The 16,725-nt window shown below is 62.1% G+C and carries 16 protein-coding genes and 1 pseudogene; 8 read left to right on the forward strand and 9 right to left on the reverse strand.

What is annotated here, in order from left to right; translation table 11 throughout:
• The first annotated feature begins 120 nt into the window (after nt 1-120).
• Together EU811_RS09570 and menD are read left to right on the forward strand one after the other, a co-directional pair.
• The gene (locus tag EU811_RS09570; RefSeq protein WP_142938237.1) at nt 121-696 is read left to right on the forward strand and encodes an SOUL family heme-binding protein; all 576 of its coding nucleotides are present in this window, start codon (nt 121-123) and stop codon (nt 694-696) included.
• Between the two features lie 149 nt (nt 697-845).
• Nucleotides 846-2,555 (forward strand): 2-succinyl-5-enolpyruvyl-6-hydroxy-3-cyclohexene-1-carboxylic-acid synthase, encoded by a 1,710-nt coding sequence (menD, locus tag EU811_RS09575; protein ID WP_142938238.1) that lies wholly within the window; start codon nt 846-848, stop codon nt 2,553-2,555.
• Between the two features lie 261 nt (nt 2,556-2,816).
• Here menD and EU811_RS09580 read toward each other — a convergent pair whose 3' ends face one another.
• From EU811_RS09580 to EU811_RS09595, 4 genes are all read right to left on the reverse strand, one after another.
• Nucleotides 2,817-3,611, reverse strand: coding sequence for an amino acid ABC transporter ATP-binding protein (locus EU811_RS09580; protein ID WP_142938239.1), 795 nt, complete (start codon nt 3,609-3,611; stop codon nt 2,817-2,819).
• A gap of 11 nt (nt 3,612-3,622) precedes the next feature.
• Nucleotides 3,623-4,414, reverse strand: a complete 792-nt coding sequence (locus tag EU811_RS09585; protein WP_142938240.1) for an amino acid ABC transporter permease — start codon at nt 4,412-4,414, stop codon at nt 3,623-3,625.
• Nucleotides 4,415-4,507: 93 nt separating this feature from the next.
• Nucleotides 4,508-5,305 carry an ABC transporter substrate-binding protein gene (locus tag EU811_RS09590; RefSeq protein ID WP_142938241.1) on the reverse strand — a complete coding sequence of 266 codons (798 nt, stop codon included), beginning with the start codon at nt 5,303-5,305 and terminating at the stop codon, nt 4,508-4,510.
• A gap of 158 nt (nt 5,306-5,463) precedes the next feature.
• On the reverse strand, nt 5,464-6,819 hold the full coding sequence (locus EU811_RS09595) for an isochorismate synthase (protein WP_142938242.1): 1,356 nt from the start codon (nt 6,817-6,819) through the stop codon (nt 5,464-5,466).
• Nucleotides 6,820-6,910: 91 nt separating this feature from the next.
• Here EU811_RS09595 and EU811_RS09600 point away from each other — a divergent pair, with 91 nt between their 5' ends.
• From EU811_RS09600 to EU811_RS24650, 5 genes and pseudogenes are all read left to right on the forward strand, one after another.
• The gene (locus tag EU811_RS09600) at nt 6,911-7,672 is read left to right on the forward strand and encodes a demethylmenaquinone methyltransferase (protein WP_142938243.1); all 762 of its coding nucleotides are present in this window, start codon (nt 6,911-6,913) and stop codon (nt 7,670-7,672) included.
• Nucleotides 7,673-7,699: 27 nt separating this feature from the next.
• Nucleotides 7,700-9,043, forward strand: coding sequence for a geranylgeranyl reductase family protein (locus EU811_RS09605; RefSeq protein ID WP_142938244.1), 1,344 nt, complete (start codon nt 7,700-7,702; stop codon nt 9,041-9,043).
• Nucleotides 9,044-9,052: 9 nt separating this feature from the next.
• Entirely contained in the window at nt 9,053-10,156 is a 1,104-nt protein-coding gene (locus EU811_RS09610; protein WP_142938245.1) for a polyprenyl synthetase family protein, read from the forward strand.
• A gap of 553 nt (nt 10,157-10,709) precedes the next feature.
• Nucleotides 10,710-10,790 (forward strand): annotated as a pseudogene (locus EU811_RS24645) (hypothetical protein); the annotation flags it as partial.
• 267 nt (nt 10,791-11,057) lie between these two features.
• Nucleotides 11,058-11,576 (forward strand): endonuclease domain-containing protein, encoded by a 519-nt coding sequence (locus EU811_RS24650; protein ID WP_342211719.1) that lies wholly within the window; start codon nt 11,058-11,060, stop codon nt 11,574-11,576.
• A 183-nt stretch (nt 11,577-11,759) separates the two neighbouring features.
• Here the strand turns inward: EU811_RS24650 and EU811_RS09620 are convergent, their stop codons facing one another.
• Nucleotides 11,760-12,185: a hypothetical protein gene (locus EU811_RS09620; RefSeq protein ID WP_062073394.1), complete on the reverse strand. Its 426-nt coding sequence runs from the start codon at nt 12,183-12,185 to the stop codon at nt 11,760-11,762.
• A 13-nt stretch (nt 12,186-12,198) separates the two neighbouring features.
• The gene (locus EU811_RS09625; protein WP_142938247.1) at nt 12,199-12,870 is read right to left on the reverse strand and encodes a trimeric intracellular cation channel family protein; all 672 of its coding nucleotides are present in this window, start codon (nt 12,868-12,870) and stop codon (nt 12,199-12,201) included.
• Here EU811_RS09625 and EU811_RS09630 point away from each other — a divergent pair, their 5' ends adjacent.
• A complete protein-coding gene (locus EU811_RS09630) occupies nt 12,871-13,635 on the forward strand; it encodes a sirohydrochlorin chelatase (protein WP_142938248.1) in 765 nt (254 codons plus the stop codon).
• Nucleotides 13,636-13,644: 9 nt separating this feature from the next.
• Here EU811_RS09630 and EU811_RS09635 read toward each other — a convergent pair whose 3' ends face one another.
• The 3 genes from EU811_RS09635 to EU811_RS09645 form a co-directional block, all read right to left on the reverse strand.
• A complete protein-coding gene (locus EU811_RS09635) occupies nt 13,645-14,121 on the reverse strand; it encodes a hypothetical protein (protein WP_142938249.1) in 477 nt (158 codons plus the stop codon).
• 11 nt (nt 14,122-14,132) lie between these two features.
• Nucleotides 14,133-14,333 carry a hypothetical protein gene (locus EU811_RS24175; protein ID WP_238703380.1) on the reverse strand — a complete coding sequence of 67 codons (201 nt, stop codon included), beginning with the start codon at nt 14,331-14,333 and terminating at the stop codon, nt 14,133-14,135.
• A 271-nt stretch (nt 14,334-14,604) separates the two neighbouring features.
• Nucleotides 14,605-16,725, reverse strand: a complete 2,121-nt coding sequence (locus tag EU811_RS09645; protein ID WP_142938251.1) for a DNA/RNA non-specific endonuclease — start codon at nt 16,723-16,725, stop codon at nt 14,605-14,607.

Consider the following 16,725-nt stretch of genomic DNA (forward strand, 5'->3'; position numbering starts at 1 on the left):
CAAAAACTTGACGACCGCACAAACCCTCTATCACGTCCCGCGTGCTTGCGGCGGGACCTTCTCTCACATTCCACTGCTCTCTGGCGGCTAGTGCCGCGGCGGCGTAGGGTCGATTGGACCATGACTGAACAGCAGCCGTACGATCTGGTCCAGCAGTATCCGCACTTCGAGCTTCGTCGCTACCCCGCGCATGTCCTCGCGGAGGTGCAAGTCCACGCGGCGTTCGATCGCGCCGGGAACGAGGCCTTCCGTTACCTTTTCAACTACATCAGCGGCAACAACACCAGCAGGCAGAAGCTGTCCATGACCGCGCCTGTCATTCAAGAAAGCGGAACGTCGGAGGAACTGGTCATGACGGCGCCGGTCCTGCAAAGCGGACCGATCTCTGGGGCTGCAGATGATGACTACGTTGTTGCTTTCGTCCTGCCAGCAGGACTGACAGCAGAGACTGCTCCAAAACCTGAAGAGCCCAGGGTCAAAATCCGTGAGGTACCGGGGGCGTTATCTGCTGTAGCACGATTCACAGGCAATGGCTCAGCCGCGGCCTTTCAACGCCATACTGTAGCGCTGATGGAGGCTCTTCAACTGGCTGATCTGACTCCCATCGGTTCGCCCAGGTTCGCGCGCTTCGACCCACCTTTCAAACCTTGGTTCCTCCGCCACAACGAGGTAGTCCTTGACGTTAAGGAACCCTAACCTGACCGATGTGAGAGATGGTTGGCCGGGAGGGCTCGGGATGTGAGAGACGGTTGGCCGGGAGGGCTCGGGATGTGAGCGATGGTTGGCCGGGAGGGCTCGGGATGTGAGAGAGGGTTTGGGTCCGGACGCCCCAATAGACTGGAACGGTGACTTCCCAGGACTCTCTGACATCCATTGGCGCCGCCCGGATCGCCGTTACGGCACTGCTCGACGGCGGTGTGCGGCACGTGGTGGTGGCGCCTGGTTCGCGTTCGGCGCCCATGGCCTACGCGCTCGCGGAAGCTGAAGCTGAAGGCCGGGTTCGGATCCACGTCCGCATCGATGAGCGGGATGCAGGGTTCACCGCGCTGGGCCTTGCCCTCTCCACAGAGGCTCCCGTGGCGGTGGTGACAACCTCCGGGACGGCGGTCGGCAACCTCCTGCCCTCGGTCATGGAAGCCAATCATTCGGCTGTCCCCGTGGTGGTGATCTCAGCTGACCGTCCCCAGGAACTTCACGGCACCGGGGCGAACCAAACCACCACCCAACTGGACCTTTTCGGCGATCACGTGAGATTCGCCGTCGACGTCCCGGCAGGTGATCACCCCCAAAAGGCGGTTGCCACGGCACTTTACGCCGCCACGGGGGCCCTCGAAGACACCCCGCCCGGCCCTGTCCAGGTGAACCTCGCGTTCCGGGATCCGCTGGTTCCGGACGCAGGCGACGCTCTTCCCGAGACCGCCGGTCGCGGGGTTTTCCATTACGACGCCGGTCCCCTGGCACTGGATCTTCCGGCAGCTTCCCGGCAACTCGCCGAAAGACGAACCGTGGTCCTTGCCGGGCATGACGCCGGCCCCGTAGCTGAAGCCTTTGCCCGCGCCCACGGTCTGCCACTGTTGGCGGAACCTTCGTCCAACGCACGCTTCGGGCCGAACGCTATTGGACCTTACCGGGTCTTGCTGGCCCACTTTGGTCCGGATTCACCCACGCCGATCGAACGCGTTGTCCTGTTCGGACGGGCAACGCTCTCCCGTCCTGTGGCTGCCCTGCTGGCGCGTGAGTCTGTTGAATCCGCCATCTACCAGCCCGTCCCGGTTGCTTGGTATGAAGCAGGGCGGCGCCGCGAAACACCCATCGAGACTCTTCCCGAGCTCGCCGACTTTGCCGGACGTGGGTCTGCCGAATGGCTCGATTCCTGGCTGCTCGCCGGCGCGGCCGCACAGCATGGCCTCGACGGGGTGCTCGCGGGGGAGAGCCTTGCAACCGGTCCCTCGGTTGGCGCTACCGTCTGGGAGCACTCCCGCGGTCAGTTGGTGCTGGGTTCTTCCAACGGCATCCGCGACGTCGACCTTGCGGGAGCACCTCACCCCGAACCCATTGCTACGGTTCACGCCAACCGCGGCCTCGCCGGCATCGATGGAACCATCGCCACAGCCACCGGAATTGCCCTGGGCAGTGGCCGCGAGACCACGGTCCTGCTTGGCGATGTCACCTTCCTTCACGATGCCGGGGGACTCCTTATCGGTCACGGAGAACCCGTGCCGGATCTCCGGATCGTGGTGCTCAACGACTCCGGCGGTGCCATTTTCGGCCTTCTCGAGCACGGTGCTGTGGAGGATTCGGGAGCCTACGGCACCGCCGTCGAGCGCCTTTTCGCTACCCCGCACTCAGTGGACATTGCGGCACTCGCGGCGGCTTACGGCGTCGGGCACCAAGCGGTAAGCACGACGGCGGAACTCGCCGCGGCCCTCAAGTCGCCTGTGAAGGGCCGCACCATTGTTGAAGTGCGCGTGGACCGGGCAGGCCTCCGCCAGCTCCATGCACGGATCAAAGAAGCCATATCGGCTGCGGTGGGCCAAGTCCTGACGGCGGGCTAACCCGCTCCGCCCCACCTCGCTACCGTTACCGCCGATCGCACCCGTAACCGCTGGTGCGAATGGCGCGAAGGGGTGCGCCGCGGGTGAAGGAGTGGTGCGCCGAGCGGGAAGGGGTGCGCCGCCGCCGTCGTACTTCACGCCGCCGTCGTACTTCACTAGGGACAGACACCCACAATTCGACGGTGACGCAAAACGGGAGGGCGACACCCAAATGTGGGTGTCGCCCTCCCGTTTGGGTGGTGTTAACGACTATGCGCGGGGTTAGTCCTCCACCACGTCAATGTGCGTGGGATCGAGGACGCGGCGCAGGAATTCCTTGGTGCGCGGCTGGGTGGGAGCACTGATGACGTTCTCCGCCGGCCCTTCTTCCACCACAACACCGGCGTCCATGAACACCACGCGGTCTGCCACTTCGCGGGCGAAGCCCATCTCGTGGGTGACCACCAACATGGTCATGCCTTCCTGGGCCAGCTTGCGCATGACGGCCAGGACGTCGCCCACGGTTTCGGGGTCAAGAGCGGACGTGGGCTCATCGAAAAGCATGAGCTGCGGGTCCATGGAGAGGGCCCGGGCAATAGCCACACGCTGCTGCTGGCCACCGGAGAGCTGGTCCGGGAAACGGTCGGCAAGGTGACCCAGGCCGACGCGCTCGAGGTTGTGGCGCGCTACGTCGCCGGCCTCGGACTTGGACCGTTTGAGGACCTTCACCTGCGAGATGGTGCAGTTGTCCAGCACGCTCAAGTGCGGGAACAGGTTGAAGTGCTGGAACACCATCCCAACGTTCCGGCGCATCCTGTTGAGGTCCACGTCCGGGTCTGTTGCCTCGAACTCACCCACGTTGATGGTGCCGCCGTTGGGCTGTTCGAGCAGGTTGACGCAGCGCAGGAGGGTGGATTTACCCGAACCCGAAGGCCCAATCAGGCAAACAACCTGGCCTGGTTCAACTGTCAGCGAGATGCCTTTGAGGACCTCGTTGCTGCCGTAGGACTTGCGCAGATCCTTGATGTTTACGCCGGCGGCTTGAACGGTGGCCGTGCTCCCAGTGGAGTTATTCATGACTGTCCTGCCTATCGCTTAGTCCGCGCGGAGCGGCTTTCGAACTTCCGTGCCAGGAGGCTCAACGGGATGGTGATGACCAGGTAGAAAGCACCGGCTACGAGCAGCGGCGTGAGGCCGGCGCCGAGGCTGGAGATGCCGTCACGGCCAAACTTGGTGAGCTCGTACTGGGACGCGGTGAGACCCAGAACGTAGATCAGCGAGGAGTCCTTGGTGAGCAGGATGATCTCGTTGGTCAGCGGCGGCAGGACGATTTTGAATGCCTGGGGGATGACGATTGAGATCATGGCCCGCCAGTGCGGCATGCCCAGTGAGCGGGCTGCTTCCATCTGGCCCTTGGGCACAGCCTGAAGGCCGGCGCGGAGTGTTTCAGCGATATAGGCCGAGGCCACCATGCCCAACGAAACCATGACCACGATGTTGACGTCCCACTGCACGCCGAACGCCAGCGGAACGCCGTAGCCGAACGCGATGAAGACCAGCAGGGCGGGAACGCCGCGGAAAAACTCGATGTAGCCGGTGGCCAGCCAGCGGTACAGAGGGAAGGAGGAGAGCTTCATCAGGGCCAGCAGAAGGCCGCCGGACAAGCCCACTATGAAAGCCAGCGCCGTGTAAATGAGGGTGTTCTTGAGGCCCACCAGGAAGATGTCCGGGAACATCGGCCCGATCTTGGCGAAGTTGAAGACGCTGGTACCAATGGTCTTCCAGTCCACAGCAAGGATCACTGCGACCACGGCCACTACGAAGATTCCGGCCTGGACGTACAAACTGACTTTGGCTCGTTGACGTGCAGTCATTGCCATGGGGTTCTCACATTCATGTTGCGCAGGTGGGGCCCCGAAACAACATGTGGTTTCGGGGCCCGCCTGCGTGGATCTGGGGAGCCGGGGCTCGGACTACTTGCTGGCTTCGCCGAACCAGGTGGTCTCGAACTTCTTCATGGATCCGTCGTCGGTGATGCGCTTGAGGGTGGCGTTCACGGCATCAGCCATGGCGGTGTTCCCCTTCTTGATGGAGATGCCCAGCTTCTCACCCGTTGCAAAGTCTTCAACGCGCTTGAGGTTGGAGTCGTCCTTGATGGCGTAGCCCAGGACGGAGCCGTTACCTACTGCGGCGTCGATGGTGCCGGCCTTGAGGGCCTGAACCAGAAGGCCGGAATCTTCGAACTGCTGGGCGTCGATTCCCTTGTCCTTGGCGTACTGGGCGCCGGTAGTGGCCTGCTGGACGCCTACCTTCTTGCCCTTGGCGCCGTCGAGGTTGTTGATGCCGGAGGAGGACGTGGCCACGAGGGTCAGGTCGTCGTCCAGGTAGGGGTTGGAGAAGTCCATGACGTTCTTGCGGACGTCCGTAATGGAGATCGAGGAGATGGAGACATCGCAGCCGGTCAGTGCGGTGCCGGTCTCGATTGCTTCGAAGGAGCTGTCCACCACGTTGAGTTCGGCCTTGACGTCCTTGGCGATCTCGGCGGCGATGTCCATGTCGAAGCCCACGATCTTGCCATCCTTCTGGAATTCGAAGGGCTCGTAAGGCACGTCCGAGCAAACGGTCAGCTTGCCGGCGTTGATGAGCTTAAGGCCGGAGTCCGAGGACGCAGCCGGGGTGGAGGAACCACCACAGGCGGTGAGGGCCAGGGCGCCGGCGGCGAGCACGGCGGCAATCTTGGTGCCGGACAGAACCGAACGGGAGATCTGCATGTTGTTTACCTTTTGTTGCAGTGGATGCTGAACTGAGTCGGTTTTAGTGTAGCGCCGAACGTGAGATGTGCATCACAGGAAACGAAGTTTCACTATTGGATAACAAGTTTACGCACTAATCAACCACTGCAGAAGTGATGGTGTCTGAAATCCCAGATTCAGCGCTTGATGCCCAGGGCTTCCAGCATCGGCCGGAATTTGGCCCACGTTTCGGCCAGTTCGGCCTCCGGCACGGAGCCTTCCACGATCCCGCAGCCCGCATACAGGCGCACGGTATTGGCGTCCTCAATCACAGCGCCACGGAGTGCGATGCCCCATTCACCATTCCCGGCAGCGTCCAGCCAACCTACGGGTCCGGCGTAAGGGCCGCGGTCCAAATGCTCCAGTTTGCGGATCAGGGCACCGGCTACCAACGTGGGTGTTCCGCAGACTGCGGCGGTCGGATGCAGTGCATTGATCAAGGCCAGGCAGGTAGGAACGTGTCCCTCAATGTCCGCCAGTTCAGCTTTCACGTCCGAGGCCAGATGCCACACATTGGGCAGCTCCAGAATAAAAGGCTCGCTATGGGAATTCATTGCTTCGGAGAACGGCGCAAGCTGCCGCGTCAGTGAGTCAATGGCGATCTCGTGTTCGTGGCGCTGCTTTTCCGAACCGGCCAGGACCCGCTCGGCGTACTCCATGGGGGACCCGTCCATGCCGTCCGCGTCGCGGCGATCCAAGGTTCCAGCCAGCACACGGGCCTGCGCAGTGCGGCCCTCCACCTGAATCAGCATCTCCGGAGTAGCACCCACCAGTCCGTCGACGCCGTACGTCCAGCATTCGCGGTACCTCGCCGCGAGCTGACGAAGAACCTCAGCAGCGTTGACGCCCTCAGGAAGGTTAGCCACGACGTCGCGCGCCAGCACCAGCTTCTCCAGTTTTCCGGCTCGGATCTCCTCCACACCGTTGGAAACGGCCTGCATCCAAGCGGCCTCACTCAGGGACCCGCGGCTGAGGTGACCGGCGGAACCGTCCGCATTAACAGCCTCCGGTGAGAGTCCGACGTCGGGCCCTCCGGTGGCTGGAGCGTCGCCGTTGGGCTCCGGCTGAGTAAGCCAGCGGTCCACGGAGGCGAGGACGCCGGCCTCGGTGAGGGGGCCGTCGTCGAACGTCAACTGGGTGGCCCAGGCGCTACCGTCGCGGATTCCAATCACGAGTTCGGGAAGGATCAGGCGGGAAACGTGGGGTGAGGTTTTGGAGAACCCGAAGGATCCAAAAGCCACCGGACCAGTGCCCGGAACCTCCACCAGATCCGTGATGTCCGCCTCAATAATGAGGTGTCGCCACCAGATATCGGCCTCAAGGAATCGCTCGGGCCCGGTGGCGTTGAAACGGGTCAGCTCGCCATAGCCAACCAGGCCGGCTTCCCTGCGGGACCAGCACAGGACGTCGTCCCGCACCAGAAACGACGGCAGCCCCCCGGAGGATGATTCAACATTCAGGGGGACTGTCAAGGTGCGGAGCGTGCTCGTCATGATGGAACAACAGTACTCCCGTGCCCAGCCAGAATCTGAGCCGACTTCTACAGCGCAGCAAAGTCGGTTGAATGTCTGAGACAATTACAGGGTGAACCGAGCATCCTTGGAAAAGCGTCCGGACGAAGTTGCGACGATGTTTGATGATGTCGCCCCAAAATACGACGTCGTCAATGATGTCCTGTCCATGGGACAGACCCGGCGTTGGCGCCGGATCGTGGTGGACGCCATGGATGTGAAAAAAGGCCAGAAGGTCCTGGACCTCGCCGCCGGAACGGGAACATCCAGCGAACCCTACGCCGATGCCGGTGTGGACGTTGTGGCCTGCGACTTCTCCCTGGGCATGCTCAAAGTAGGCAAGCGCCGCCGCCCGGACATCGACTTCATTGCCGGCGACGCCACTAACCTGCCGTTCGCTGACAACAGCTTCGATGCCTCCACCATCTCCTTCGGCCTCCGCAATGTGGTGGAACCGCGCAAGGCTCTTGAAGAGATGCTGCGCGTCACCAAGCCTGGCGGGCGGCTGGTCATCGCCGAGTTCTCGCACCCCGTGGTTCCCTTGTGGCGCAACCTCTACACCGAGTACCTGATGCGTGCGCTTCCGGCCATCGCCACCAAGGTCTCCTCCAACCCGGACGCCTACGTGTACCTCGCCGAATCCATCCGCGCCTGGCCGGACCAGGACCACCTGGCCCAGTGGCTCAGCGACGCCGGCTGGACGGACGTAACTTACCGGAACCTCAGCGGCGGCATTGTTGCCGTGCACCGTGCGCAGAAGCCCGCCGATCACCGCGAAAGTGTTCCCGTGGCAAAGCTTCGCCGCCAGATCAAGCCGCGCCACCAGGCCGGCTAACCAGCACAGCCCGTTGATTAGGACGTCGTGAAAGTACTGATTGTTGGCGCGGGCCCTGCCGGGTCCACCGCCGCGTATTACCTCGCCCAGCAGGGCATCGATGTCACGGTGCTGGAAAAGACCTCTTTTCCCCGTGAAAAAGTCTGCGGCGATGGGCTCACTCCACGCGCGGTCCGCGAGATCCAGAAGCTTGGGCTGCCCCATGCTGTCTCGGAGGGTTGGCGCCGGAACAAGGGCCTTCGCCTTATTGCCGGTGGCCGCACCATCGAATTGCCGTGGCCCGAGGTTGCCGACTTCCCCACCTACGGCCTGATCCGGACCCGACTCGGTTTTGACGAGGACCTGGCCCGCCACGCCGAGTCCGCGGGCGCCGTCGTGCTTGAACGCCACAGCGTCACCTCCGCGTTGACTGCAGAAGACGGCCGCGTGATCGGCGTCCAGGCTTCCGTCCTTGACGAGTCCGGACGCAAGACGGGCGAAACGCGCGACTTCCACGCCGACGTCGTCCTCGCCGCGGACGGCAACTCAACGCGAACTGCGGTGTCGTTGGGTATGCACAAACGCGACGACCGTCCGCTGGGCGTCGCAGTGCGCACCTATTTCACTTCGCCCAGGCATGACGATGACTGGATGGAGGGCTGGCTGGAACTCCCCGGCAAGTCCGGTAAACCGCTGCCCGGATACGGTTGGGTGTTCGGGGTTGGCGACGGAACCTCCAACGTGGGCCTGGGGATACTGAACTCGTCCAAGGAATTCGGCAAACTCGACTACAAGCAGGTCCTGCGCGAATGGACCGCCGGCATGCCGTCCGATTGGGGCTTCACACCGGAAAACCAGGTGGGGGAGATCCGCGGTGCCGCGCTGCCCATGGGCTTCAACCGCACCCCGCACTACTCACCCGGGCTTCTCCTGTTGGGTGACGCCGGCGGAATGGTGTCCCCGTTCAACGGAGAGGGCATTTCCTACGCCATGGAGTCGGCCCGGTTCGCGGCTGAGTTCCTGATTGACGCGTCGTCGCGCTCGGCATCCGCCGGTTGGACAACGCACGACGCCGATGCTCACCTTTCGCGGTACGCGGACTATGTGCGGGACCAGTGGGGTTCACACTTCACACTGGGCCGCATGTTTGCCTCCCTGATCGGGAAGCCCGCCGTGATGAAGCTGGCACTGCGCACGGGTATGCCCATCCCCGTGCTCATGCGCTTTGTGGTTCGAATGCTCGCGAACCTCACGGATCCGTCCGCGAAGGGCTTCGAAGACCGGGTTATCCGGGTCCTCGAAATGCTGGTTCCGGCCACCTCCAACACTTCGCCTGCCCGCGCCCTTACGCCGGCAGGCTCCAACACCGCGGTTTCCGCAACAACTAGTTAGGGTTAACCCGTGACGAACTCTGCCGAACACAGCTGGACTCATGCCGGGCACGGCTTGCCGCAGGCCGTTGAGCCTGCTCCCAACACCACCGCAATAGCAACGGGACTCCAGCTGCCCGCCGGATTCGCCGCCATTGCCGGCGATGCCGAGCTCGGACCGGCCATCACCACCAACCTTGCCCGGGTTGAGAAAAAGCTCCGCGAAGCCATTTCCAACTCGGACCCCCTGGCTGACGCGACGTCGCGCCACCTGGTGGAAGCCGGCGGCAAGCGCATTCGTCCGCTGTTGACTCTGCTGTGCGCCCACCTTGGCGATGCTTCCCGCCCCGAGGTTGTCCAAGCTGCTGTTGTGGTGGAACTGACACACCTCGCCACGCTGTACCACGACGACGTCATGGACTCCGCACCCTTCCGCCGCGGTGCTCCCACGGCCCACGAAGTATGGGGGAACTCCGTCGCCATCCTCACCGGTGACCTCATCTTTGCCCGTGCCTCCATCCTGGTGTCCGAGCTCGGTTCCCGCGCGTTGGGCATCCAAGCGCGGACCTTCGAGCGCTTGTGCCTTGGCCAGCTCCACGAAACCGTGGGCCCGCGCGAAGACGAAGATCCCGTGGAGCACTACTTGTCCGTCATCGCAGACAAGACCGGCTCACTGGTGGCAGCGTCCGGCCAGCTCGGGGCGATCTTCGCCGGCGCCGATGAGTCCTACGAGGACCTGCTGGTGGAATACGGCGAGAAAGTTGGCGTAGCTTTCCAGCTTGCCGACGACGTCATTGATGTCACCGGAGTGAAGGTCAAGTCCGGTAAGTCCCCGGGCACCGACCTCCGCGAAGGTGTTCCCACTTTGCCTGTCCTGCTGCTTCGCCGGGATGCTGCTGCAGGGGATGGCTCCGCTGCTGCCCTCCTGGAATTGATCGACGGCGACTTGTCCTCGGATGCTGCCCTTGCTGAGGCAGTGGCCGGGCTGCGTGAGCACCCTGTCACCAACGAGTCCTGGAAGATCGCCCGCCAGTGGTCTGCCGAAGCCGTTGCGGCTCTGGACCCGCTGCCGGAGGGCGTCGTGAAGGCGTCGCTGACCAACTTCGCCCATGCTGTGGTGGACCGCAGTAGCTAGGTTTCTCTTCGCTTTGGCAGGCGTCCGGCCCTTGAGAGGCTGGGCGCCTGTTTTGTTGGCTGCCCGTGTACCGCTGCCACCTACTTTGGGTGTAATGAGGACTGCATGGCCCTCGTTTTACGGCAAGTCCGGCTTTCTTGGCTTCAAAGTAAGTGGTGGCCGCACAGCCGTTTCGGCGCAGCCCCTGGTTTAAGAAGGAATGGCCCCGGTTCGTTGCAACGTTACGAGTCATACGCTGCACCGAACCGGGACCACAATCTCCGTTCGCATCAGACCCACCGGAGGCATTTAGTGGATCCGTGAAAAGCTTATGACAATCCTGTCACATATGCAACTTTCCAGGTCAACGGTTTTTTTGTTCACGCAGCGTGATTTACAGGACGGCGTTGGTCCTCCACCACCTACTTTGATCCTGGGAAACCCGGGACACGCCTACTGCGGGGTGTGTCGCAGCCTTCGAGCCCTCAAACTAGGTGGTGGCGGCCCGCGAGAGTTGTCCACATAAGGAACTTCTCAACAACTGCAGGCTCTCCGCCGAAGTCAGCATGGCCTTATGAACATCGAGAACTTCCTCCATAGCCGCCACGGAGCAGCGACCACTCGGACCCTGCTGACCGCAGGCTTTACTCGCCGCGTGCTCGCGAATGCAGTCAGGGACGGCCGAGTGACCCGCCTTCATCGTGGCGTCTACACGTCCAGAAAAGCGGACCCCGACATCGTTGCCGCCTTTCGAGCCGATGGCTTACTTACCTGCGTTTCAGCAGCTCGCTTCTATCGGCTTTGGACTCTTGGCGACCCCGGCTCTCTCCATTTGAGCTGCAGTACGGGCCAAGCGAGACGGGGCGTAGTCCACCACGGAGACTGCCTACACCCGGCACACTCGGATCTACCAGTTGCAGGGGTGGCCGATGTCCTGATCCACTCCCTCAGGTGCCTACCGGAACTCGAAGCACTGGTCATGGTGCAGAGCGCAGTTAGCCAAGCACTCCTGTCTACGGATTTCCTGAGATCCAAGCTTCCCGGCAACCGGAATGGCAAGGTCCGCGGGATCTTGGGTTTGGTTCTCCCTCGTGCCGACTCGCTCTTGGAGGTGCTGGCCCATACACACTTCACCCGGGCAGGTCTCCGAGTCCGTATGCATGTGGACGTACCAGGCGTGGGAGAAGTGGACTGTCTGGTCAATGAATGCCTGATTGTAGAACTCGACGGCGGGACTCACCTTGAGGGAAAACAGGTCAAGAAGGACCAATACAGGAACAACGCGGGCATCCGGGGAGGCCTTTTGACGCTCCACTATTACTACGTGGACGTCGTACACCATCCGGAGAGAATGGTCGCCGAAGTCCTGACAGTCCTGCTCAATAGGGAAGCCGGCCGTTTCGGCCCGTTCCGATACATAGCCGGCCGCCCGCCGTCGTAATCCTTCGCGAGAGGTGTACCGCCACCACCAACTTTGACTCCGAAATGCCCCAACAACGCCCTCCGAAGGTGTGTCGCCGTTGGAGTTGGCTCAAAGTGGGTGGTGGCGGTTTGGGGAGGGGAAACAAAACAGCCCCTTCCCAACCCGGAATGGGTGAGAAGAGGCTGCTCGAAAACTTCAAACTTAGTCTTCGTCGTCGTTGAATGCCCACTCGAACATGTCGAACACGAACTCAGAGAACGTACCTTCTTCGCTCTTCCACTGGCCGCGGGCGTTATTGCGGCGCCAGACGATGGGGTCCGGGATGCTGAGATCCGCGGTGCGGAAGCCCCACGTGAATTGCTCGTCCTCGTCTTCGAGGAACATGAGGAAGCCTTCGTCATCAACTTCGAGTTCCTCAGGGTCCCAGAAGTAGTGGTAAGCCTCCATGAGGTCCTCGCAGCCGCCGATAGCAAGGTAGAACTCGCGCAGAACCAGCGGGATGGTGAAGGAGTGATCGGCCAGAGCGTCGTCCAGCTCGGCCGGCGTGAGGCCGTCTTCTTCCTGCCATTCATCCTCGAGATACTTTGGGACCAGCGCGCGGAACTTCTCGAGGAACATGTCAGTCATGCTCTTATCCTAGCTAATCCCGGGGGCCCGAAATTGCGCCCCCACCGGTGGCTGCTCGATGCCATCCGCGCACAGCCAACGGCACATACCAACTGCGCCGCCACGCGGTCACCCGGAAAGCGAAAACAACGCCAGCGATGACACAAGCGGTAACCCCATTGAACAGGCCAAGGTTCCACAACAACGTGGTCAAGCCGGCACCCGCGAAGGCCGGCAGCGCATAGATGTCGCGGTTGTTGAACAGGGTAGGGATTTCATTCGCGGTGATGTCACGGAGCAGGCCTCCGCCCACGGCTGTGGTGACCCCCAGCAGGATCGCAGCCACCGGATTCATGCCCGCGGCGATTGCCTTCAGCGTGCCTGTGATGCAGAACAAGGCCAGCCCGCCGGCGTCGAACAGGGTCAGCAGAGAAGTGAAGCGCTGCACTGAGGAGAACAAGTAGTAAACCAGCAGCGCAGCCAGCAACGGCGGGGCCAAGTACGCGGGGTTGGTGAAAGCGATGGGGGGACCGGCGTTGATCACGATGTCACGGATTACGCCACCGCCCAGCGCCGCGATGGACGCGAGCAGTATGGAACCCACGAAGTCGAACTGCTTCCGGGCCGCCAACAACGAGCCTGACACAGCAAAAAAGAACACGCCGATGAGGTCAAGCCCAAGAAGAACAACGTCAAAGGAAATCAAGTGGACTGGTTCTTTCTTAACGTGCTTAACAACAGGTGCTGGCTCAACGTTACGCTAGCTCCCATGAACAGCCCCGTTTTGATCGCTTGCGCCCATGGAACCCGCAACGCCGAAGGCCAGGCTGCCATCCGGAGCGTGATGGCAGACATTGAAACTCTCCGCCCCGGTTTGCGTGTTGTTGAGGCGTACGTTGACGTTCAGGAACCGGAGCTGGGCGGCGTGGTGGAGGGCCTGCCGGAGGGGACTGCCGCCGTCGTCGTACCGCTTTTGCTCTCTACCGGCTTCCACATCAAAGTGGACGTGCCCAAAGCCATCAAGAGCCGCCCTGAGGTAATTGCCGCCAGGCCCCTGGGTCCGGACCCTCGGCTGGCAGAGCTGTTGGCCAACCATCTGCGTGCGGCCGGGCTGACTGAGAACGACGGCGTGCTGCTGGCCGCCGCTGGATCGTCCCTTCCGGACGGCTCGGTTGACTCGGAAGAGCAGGGGAGGCTGCTCGGCGAGCTGCTGCCGAACAAAGTGCGCGTCGCCTATGGCGCCAGTGCCCAGCCAACAGTGCCCGACGGCGTCGCCTCCTTGCGTGCCGAACTCGCCGCGGACGGTGGGACAGGCAGGGTCTTCATTGCCTCATACCTGTTGGCTACCGGCTATTTCCACGATCAGTTGGCGAAGGCGGGCGCGGACGTTGTGGCGGCACCTTTGCTGCCTTCTCCTGTGTTGGCGGAGATCGCGCTGGAACGGTATGACGCAGTGGTGGCTAGCCGCTGACTCCAGCGTTTAGGCATCCTCCGGGGTCCAAGTGGAGCCCCGCATTTCTTCCCTGAACCAGTTGGGGATGTGTTCCTCGTCCCGGGGGTAGAGGTAAAGCTCTTGGGCGTAGGTGTCGTTGACGGGTTCGCCGAGTTCCCAGACGGGCTTTTCTGTGTAGTTGTAGCTGGCTTCCCACCCATCTCCTTTGGGAGTGATCTTTAGGGTCGTGGAGAACCAAGTGCCCTGGTCCGGTCGGTACATAACCTCTCGTAGTTTTAGGGCGGCAATTAGGACCGTGTCGTCCGGGTCAAGACGTTTCAGTTCCTCACCCATGTAGTAGACCTTGGCAATCGAACTGCCTAGCCCGCCCGTTTCGTTGTGAACGTATTCGAGTAGGTCCCAAGGCATGTCCAGAGGTCGAACATCCCAAAGTCCTTCCGCAATAATGCGCTCATACTCCCGTGCTTGCTCAAACGGATCCTTGGACGCGGTACTGTCCGTCATTTTCGAATGTCCTAGTCTGAGTCGGGGGTCCAAGTGGAGCCCCGCATTTCTTCCCTGAACCAGTTGGGGATGTGTTCCTCGTCCCGGGGGTAGAGGTAAAGCTCTTGGGCGTAGGTGTCGTTGACGGGTTCGCCGAGTTCCCAGACGGGCTTCTCCATATAGTTGTAGTCGGCTTCCCAGCCATCTCCTTTGGGTGTGACTTTCAGGGTCATGGAGATCCAGGAGCCCTGATTGGGTCGATACATCACGTCTCGAAGATCATCGACTGTGAACAGGATTTCGTTAGCGAATGAGGCTCGTTGTACGAGCTCACCCTTGCTGTAAATCTTCGTGATGGAGCTGCCGCGGCTGCCTATTTGATTGTGGACATAAACGAGGGCATCCCAGGCTCTGTCCGTCGGACGGATTGCCCAAATCCCCTCAGCGATGATGCGCTCATACTCCCTGCTTGCTCAAACGGATCTTTGACTGGGTCTGTGGATGTCATTCACTGCTTCTTCCGAAGAGGTTGTTGAAGGTCTCGTTGATAAATTGCTTCTCGCCTTGCCAGGCCCGTACTAGGAACTTTTCAGGGGTCTTCATCGAAGGTCGTCGCATGATGTCAATCTGCAGATTAATCTTAGGCGGCGGCACTTCGAGCAACTTGTCGCGTAGTTGCATCTCGATCCTGTAGAAGTTCTTCCGGTTAACCGAACTTCGGTTGAGTTCCTTGAGCATGCCGACGGTGTTGATGCGTTCGCCGATTCCGTCGAGGAGTCGCGCGATGAGGTGCCCGCCGTCGTAGTCGGGCGGAACGACGTCGGGGTCCCAGTCGCCTATTTCGGCCGTTGATTCCCTGCCAACGGAACCTTGGATGTACGGGGATCGTTGGCCGTCACCAAGTTCCAGCCCTACCACCGCCACGTGTTTGGTGTGTCCGTTTTTGTCGGTCTTGAATGTCACGTCATCTTTGACGCCCTCAACTTTGTACGTCATGTCCGGCAGCGGGTTGTTCAGGTCGGGATTAAGCGTGTCCTTGAGCTTGGTGATGACGGCTTCTGTGATGGTTCCGTTGGCGTCGGTGATGAAGGTGCCGCGGCCGGGCACCCGGTATTCGGTGTTGGGTGCGAAGCCTTCGGTGACTTTGGTCCAAGGTGTTCTGGGTCCGGCAACCATGGATTCGGGGACACAGACGAGGTGCTGGACCGATGGTTTGGACGGGTTGTGGTGCGGAGTGGAGACCATATCGGTGGTGGCTTGGTGGTGTTCCGCGGCCCTGCCTAGCGTGCCGATCGCCGGGGGCCGGTGGGCGGCCTGGTCCAGGCGTTCTATGCCTTGGAGCAGGTCCTCTGCCAAGCCACCGAGGGGGCCACGGCCCACCCCGGAAAACCCGTCGGCTACGCGGACGGCACCTCCGCTGTCGTCGAGGTGATCCAGAACGTTGGCCATGCCTTGGAGTGCAGGTTTGAGGGCATGTTCCAAGGTGGCGACCTTGACGCTGGCCATGGTGTCGTAGATTTTGGCGCTGGTGACCGGGGCGAGGTCCGCGAGAACCCTTTCGATAAGGGCGCCGGCGCGCACGGCCGTTGTGCCACCGCCGGTGGCCAGCGCTGCGCCGAGGTCGATGGTGTTGCGGGTCAGCGCGTATTCCCATTCGCCCTTCGCCCACGCCTCGGCATGGAGCATGGCGGGCAGGGCCTGGCTGAGCTCGGCGGCAGCTGCGTCCTGGTCCTCTTGTTTGCCGGTGATGGCACGATCCAGCCAGACGCCGGGGGAGATGAAAGTGCCAATGTTCCAGAGGGTCTTGCCGATTCCTTTCAGGGTGTCCTCGCCGCTGGGCGTCTCTTCGAGGCCCAGTTCGGTTACGGAGGGCCTCGCCACGGCGGACATCCAGGACAGCGAGTAAGCCGTACCCGCGGTTTCCCACAGGGTGTCCAGGGCGCCCTGCGCGGCTCCTGCCCAACCGTGCAGTTTTGCCCGTTCAACGGGTGCACCCCAGGGGAGTTTGCCTTCCTCGCCCAAGGCATCCAGGGTGGGGGCGTCCACCGCGTAGACGTTGGAACCATCGGCTCGGGCCGCGGCGTCGGTGGCGCTGACGTAGCGGGTTCCGCCGTACACTCCGCGGATCTTGTTCGCGCAGTCCTGCTCGGCTTCTGCGAACCGGGCTTTGATCTTGTTGAGTTCGGCGAGGAGCCGGTGCTGTTCGTCCACGATCGCCGGGACGGTCCCCCAGTCATCACCTTTGAGGTCGATGCGGCTACTGAGCTTCGAGGCGTCCTCCGTGAGATTCCCGGACAGGGTCTTCACGGCTTGGCAGGCAGTGGCAAATTCGGACAAAGCCGCGGCGGCCACGGACGTGCCGTCGTTGACTGTGCCGGCCATGACTCTCACCGGGGTGAAAGCGGCCAGGAGGTCAGGGAGTTCCGGGGTGTGGAACGGGACGGCCAGAGCGTTCCAGTTCGTTGCGGTTGTGGTGACAGCATCCCGGAGTCCGGCTCCTGCGGCGTGTAGGTCCTTTGCCGCCAAATCGAGTGCGGCGGGATCCGGGACCATCGGCAACGCCGCTAAGTCCAGGCCCGGGACGCCGCCCTGCGGGGCGATACACCTGCCAAAGTTGTCTGCCAT

This window comes from Arthrobacter sp. TS-15 (assembly GCF_006964045.1).
GTDB lineage: Bacteria > Actinomycetota > Actinomycetes > Actinomycetales > Micrococcaceae > Arthrobacter.

Bases quoted from the DNA above. Each gene is read 5' to 3' on its own strand.
- EU811_RS09620 (WP_062073394.1), bottom strand. From the start codon at position 12,185: ATGACTGACATGTTCCTCGAGAAGTTCCGCGCGCTGGTCCCAAAGTAT.
- EU811_RS09590 (WP_142938241.1), bottom strand. From the start codon at position 5,305: ATGCAGATCTCCCGTTCGGTTCTGTCCGGCACCAAGATTGCCGCCGTG.
- EU811_RS09585 (WP_142938240.1), bottom strand. From the start codon at position 4,414: ATGGCAATGACTGCACGTCAACGAGCCAAAGTCAGTTTGTACGTCCAG.
- EU811_RS09595 (WP_142938242.1), bottom strand. From the start codon at position 6,819: ATGACGAGCACGCTCCGCACCTTGACAGTCCCCCTGAATGTTGAATCA.
- EU811_RS24175 (WP_238703380.1), bottom strand. From the start codon at position 14,333: ATGACCCTGAAAGTCACACCCAAAGGAGATGGCTGGGAAGCCGACTAC.
- EU811_RS09635 (WP_142938249.1), bottom strand. From the start codon at position 14,121: ATGACGGACAGTACCGCGTCCAAGGATCCGTTTGAGCAAGCACGGGAG.
- EU811_RS09570 (WP_142938237.1), top strand. From the start codon at position 121: ATGACTGAACAGCAGCCGTACGATCTGGTCCAGCAGTATCCGCACTTC.
- EU811_RS09580 (WP_142938239.1), bottom strand. From the start codon at position 3,611: ATGAATAACTCCACTGGGAGCACGGCCACCGTTCAAGCCGCCGGCGTA.
- EU811_RS09645 (WP_142938251.1), bottom strand. From the start codon at position 16,725: ATGGCAGACAACTTTGGCAGGTGTATCGCCCCGCAGGGCGGCGTCCCG.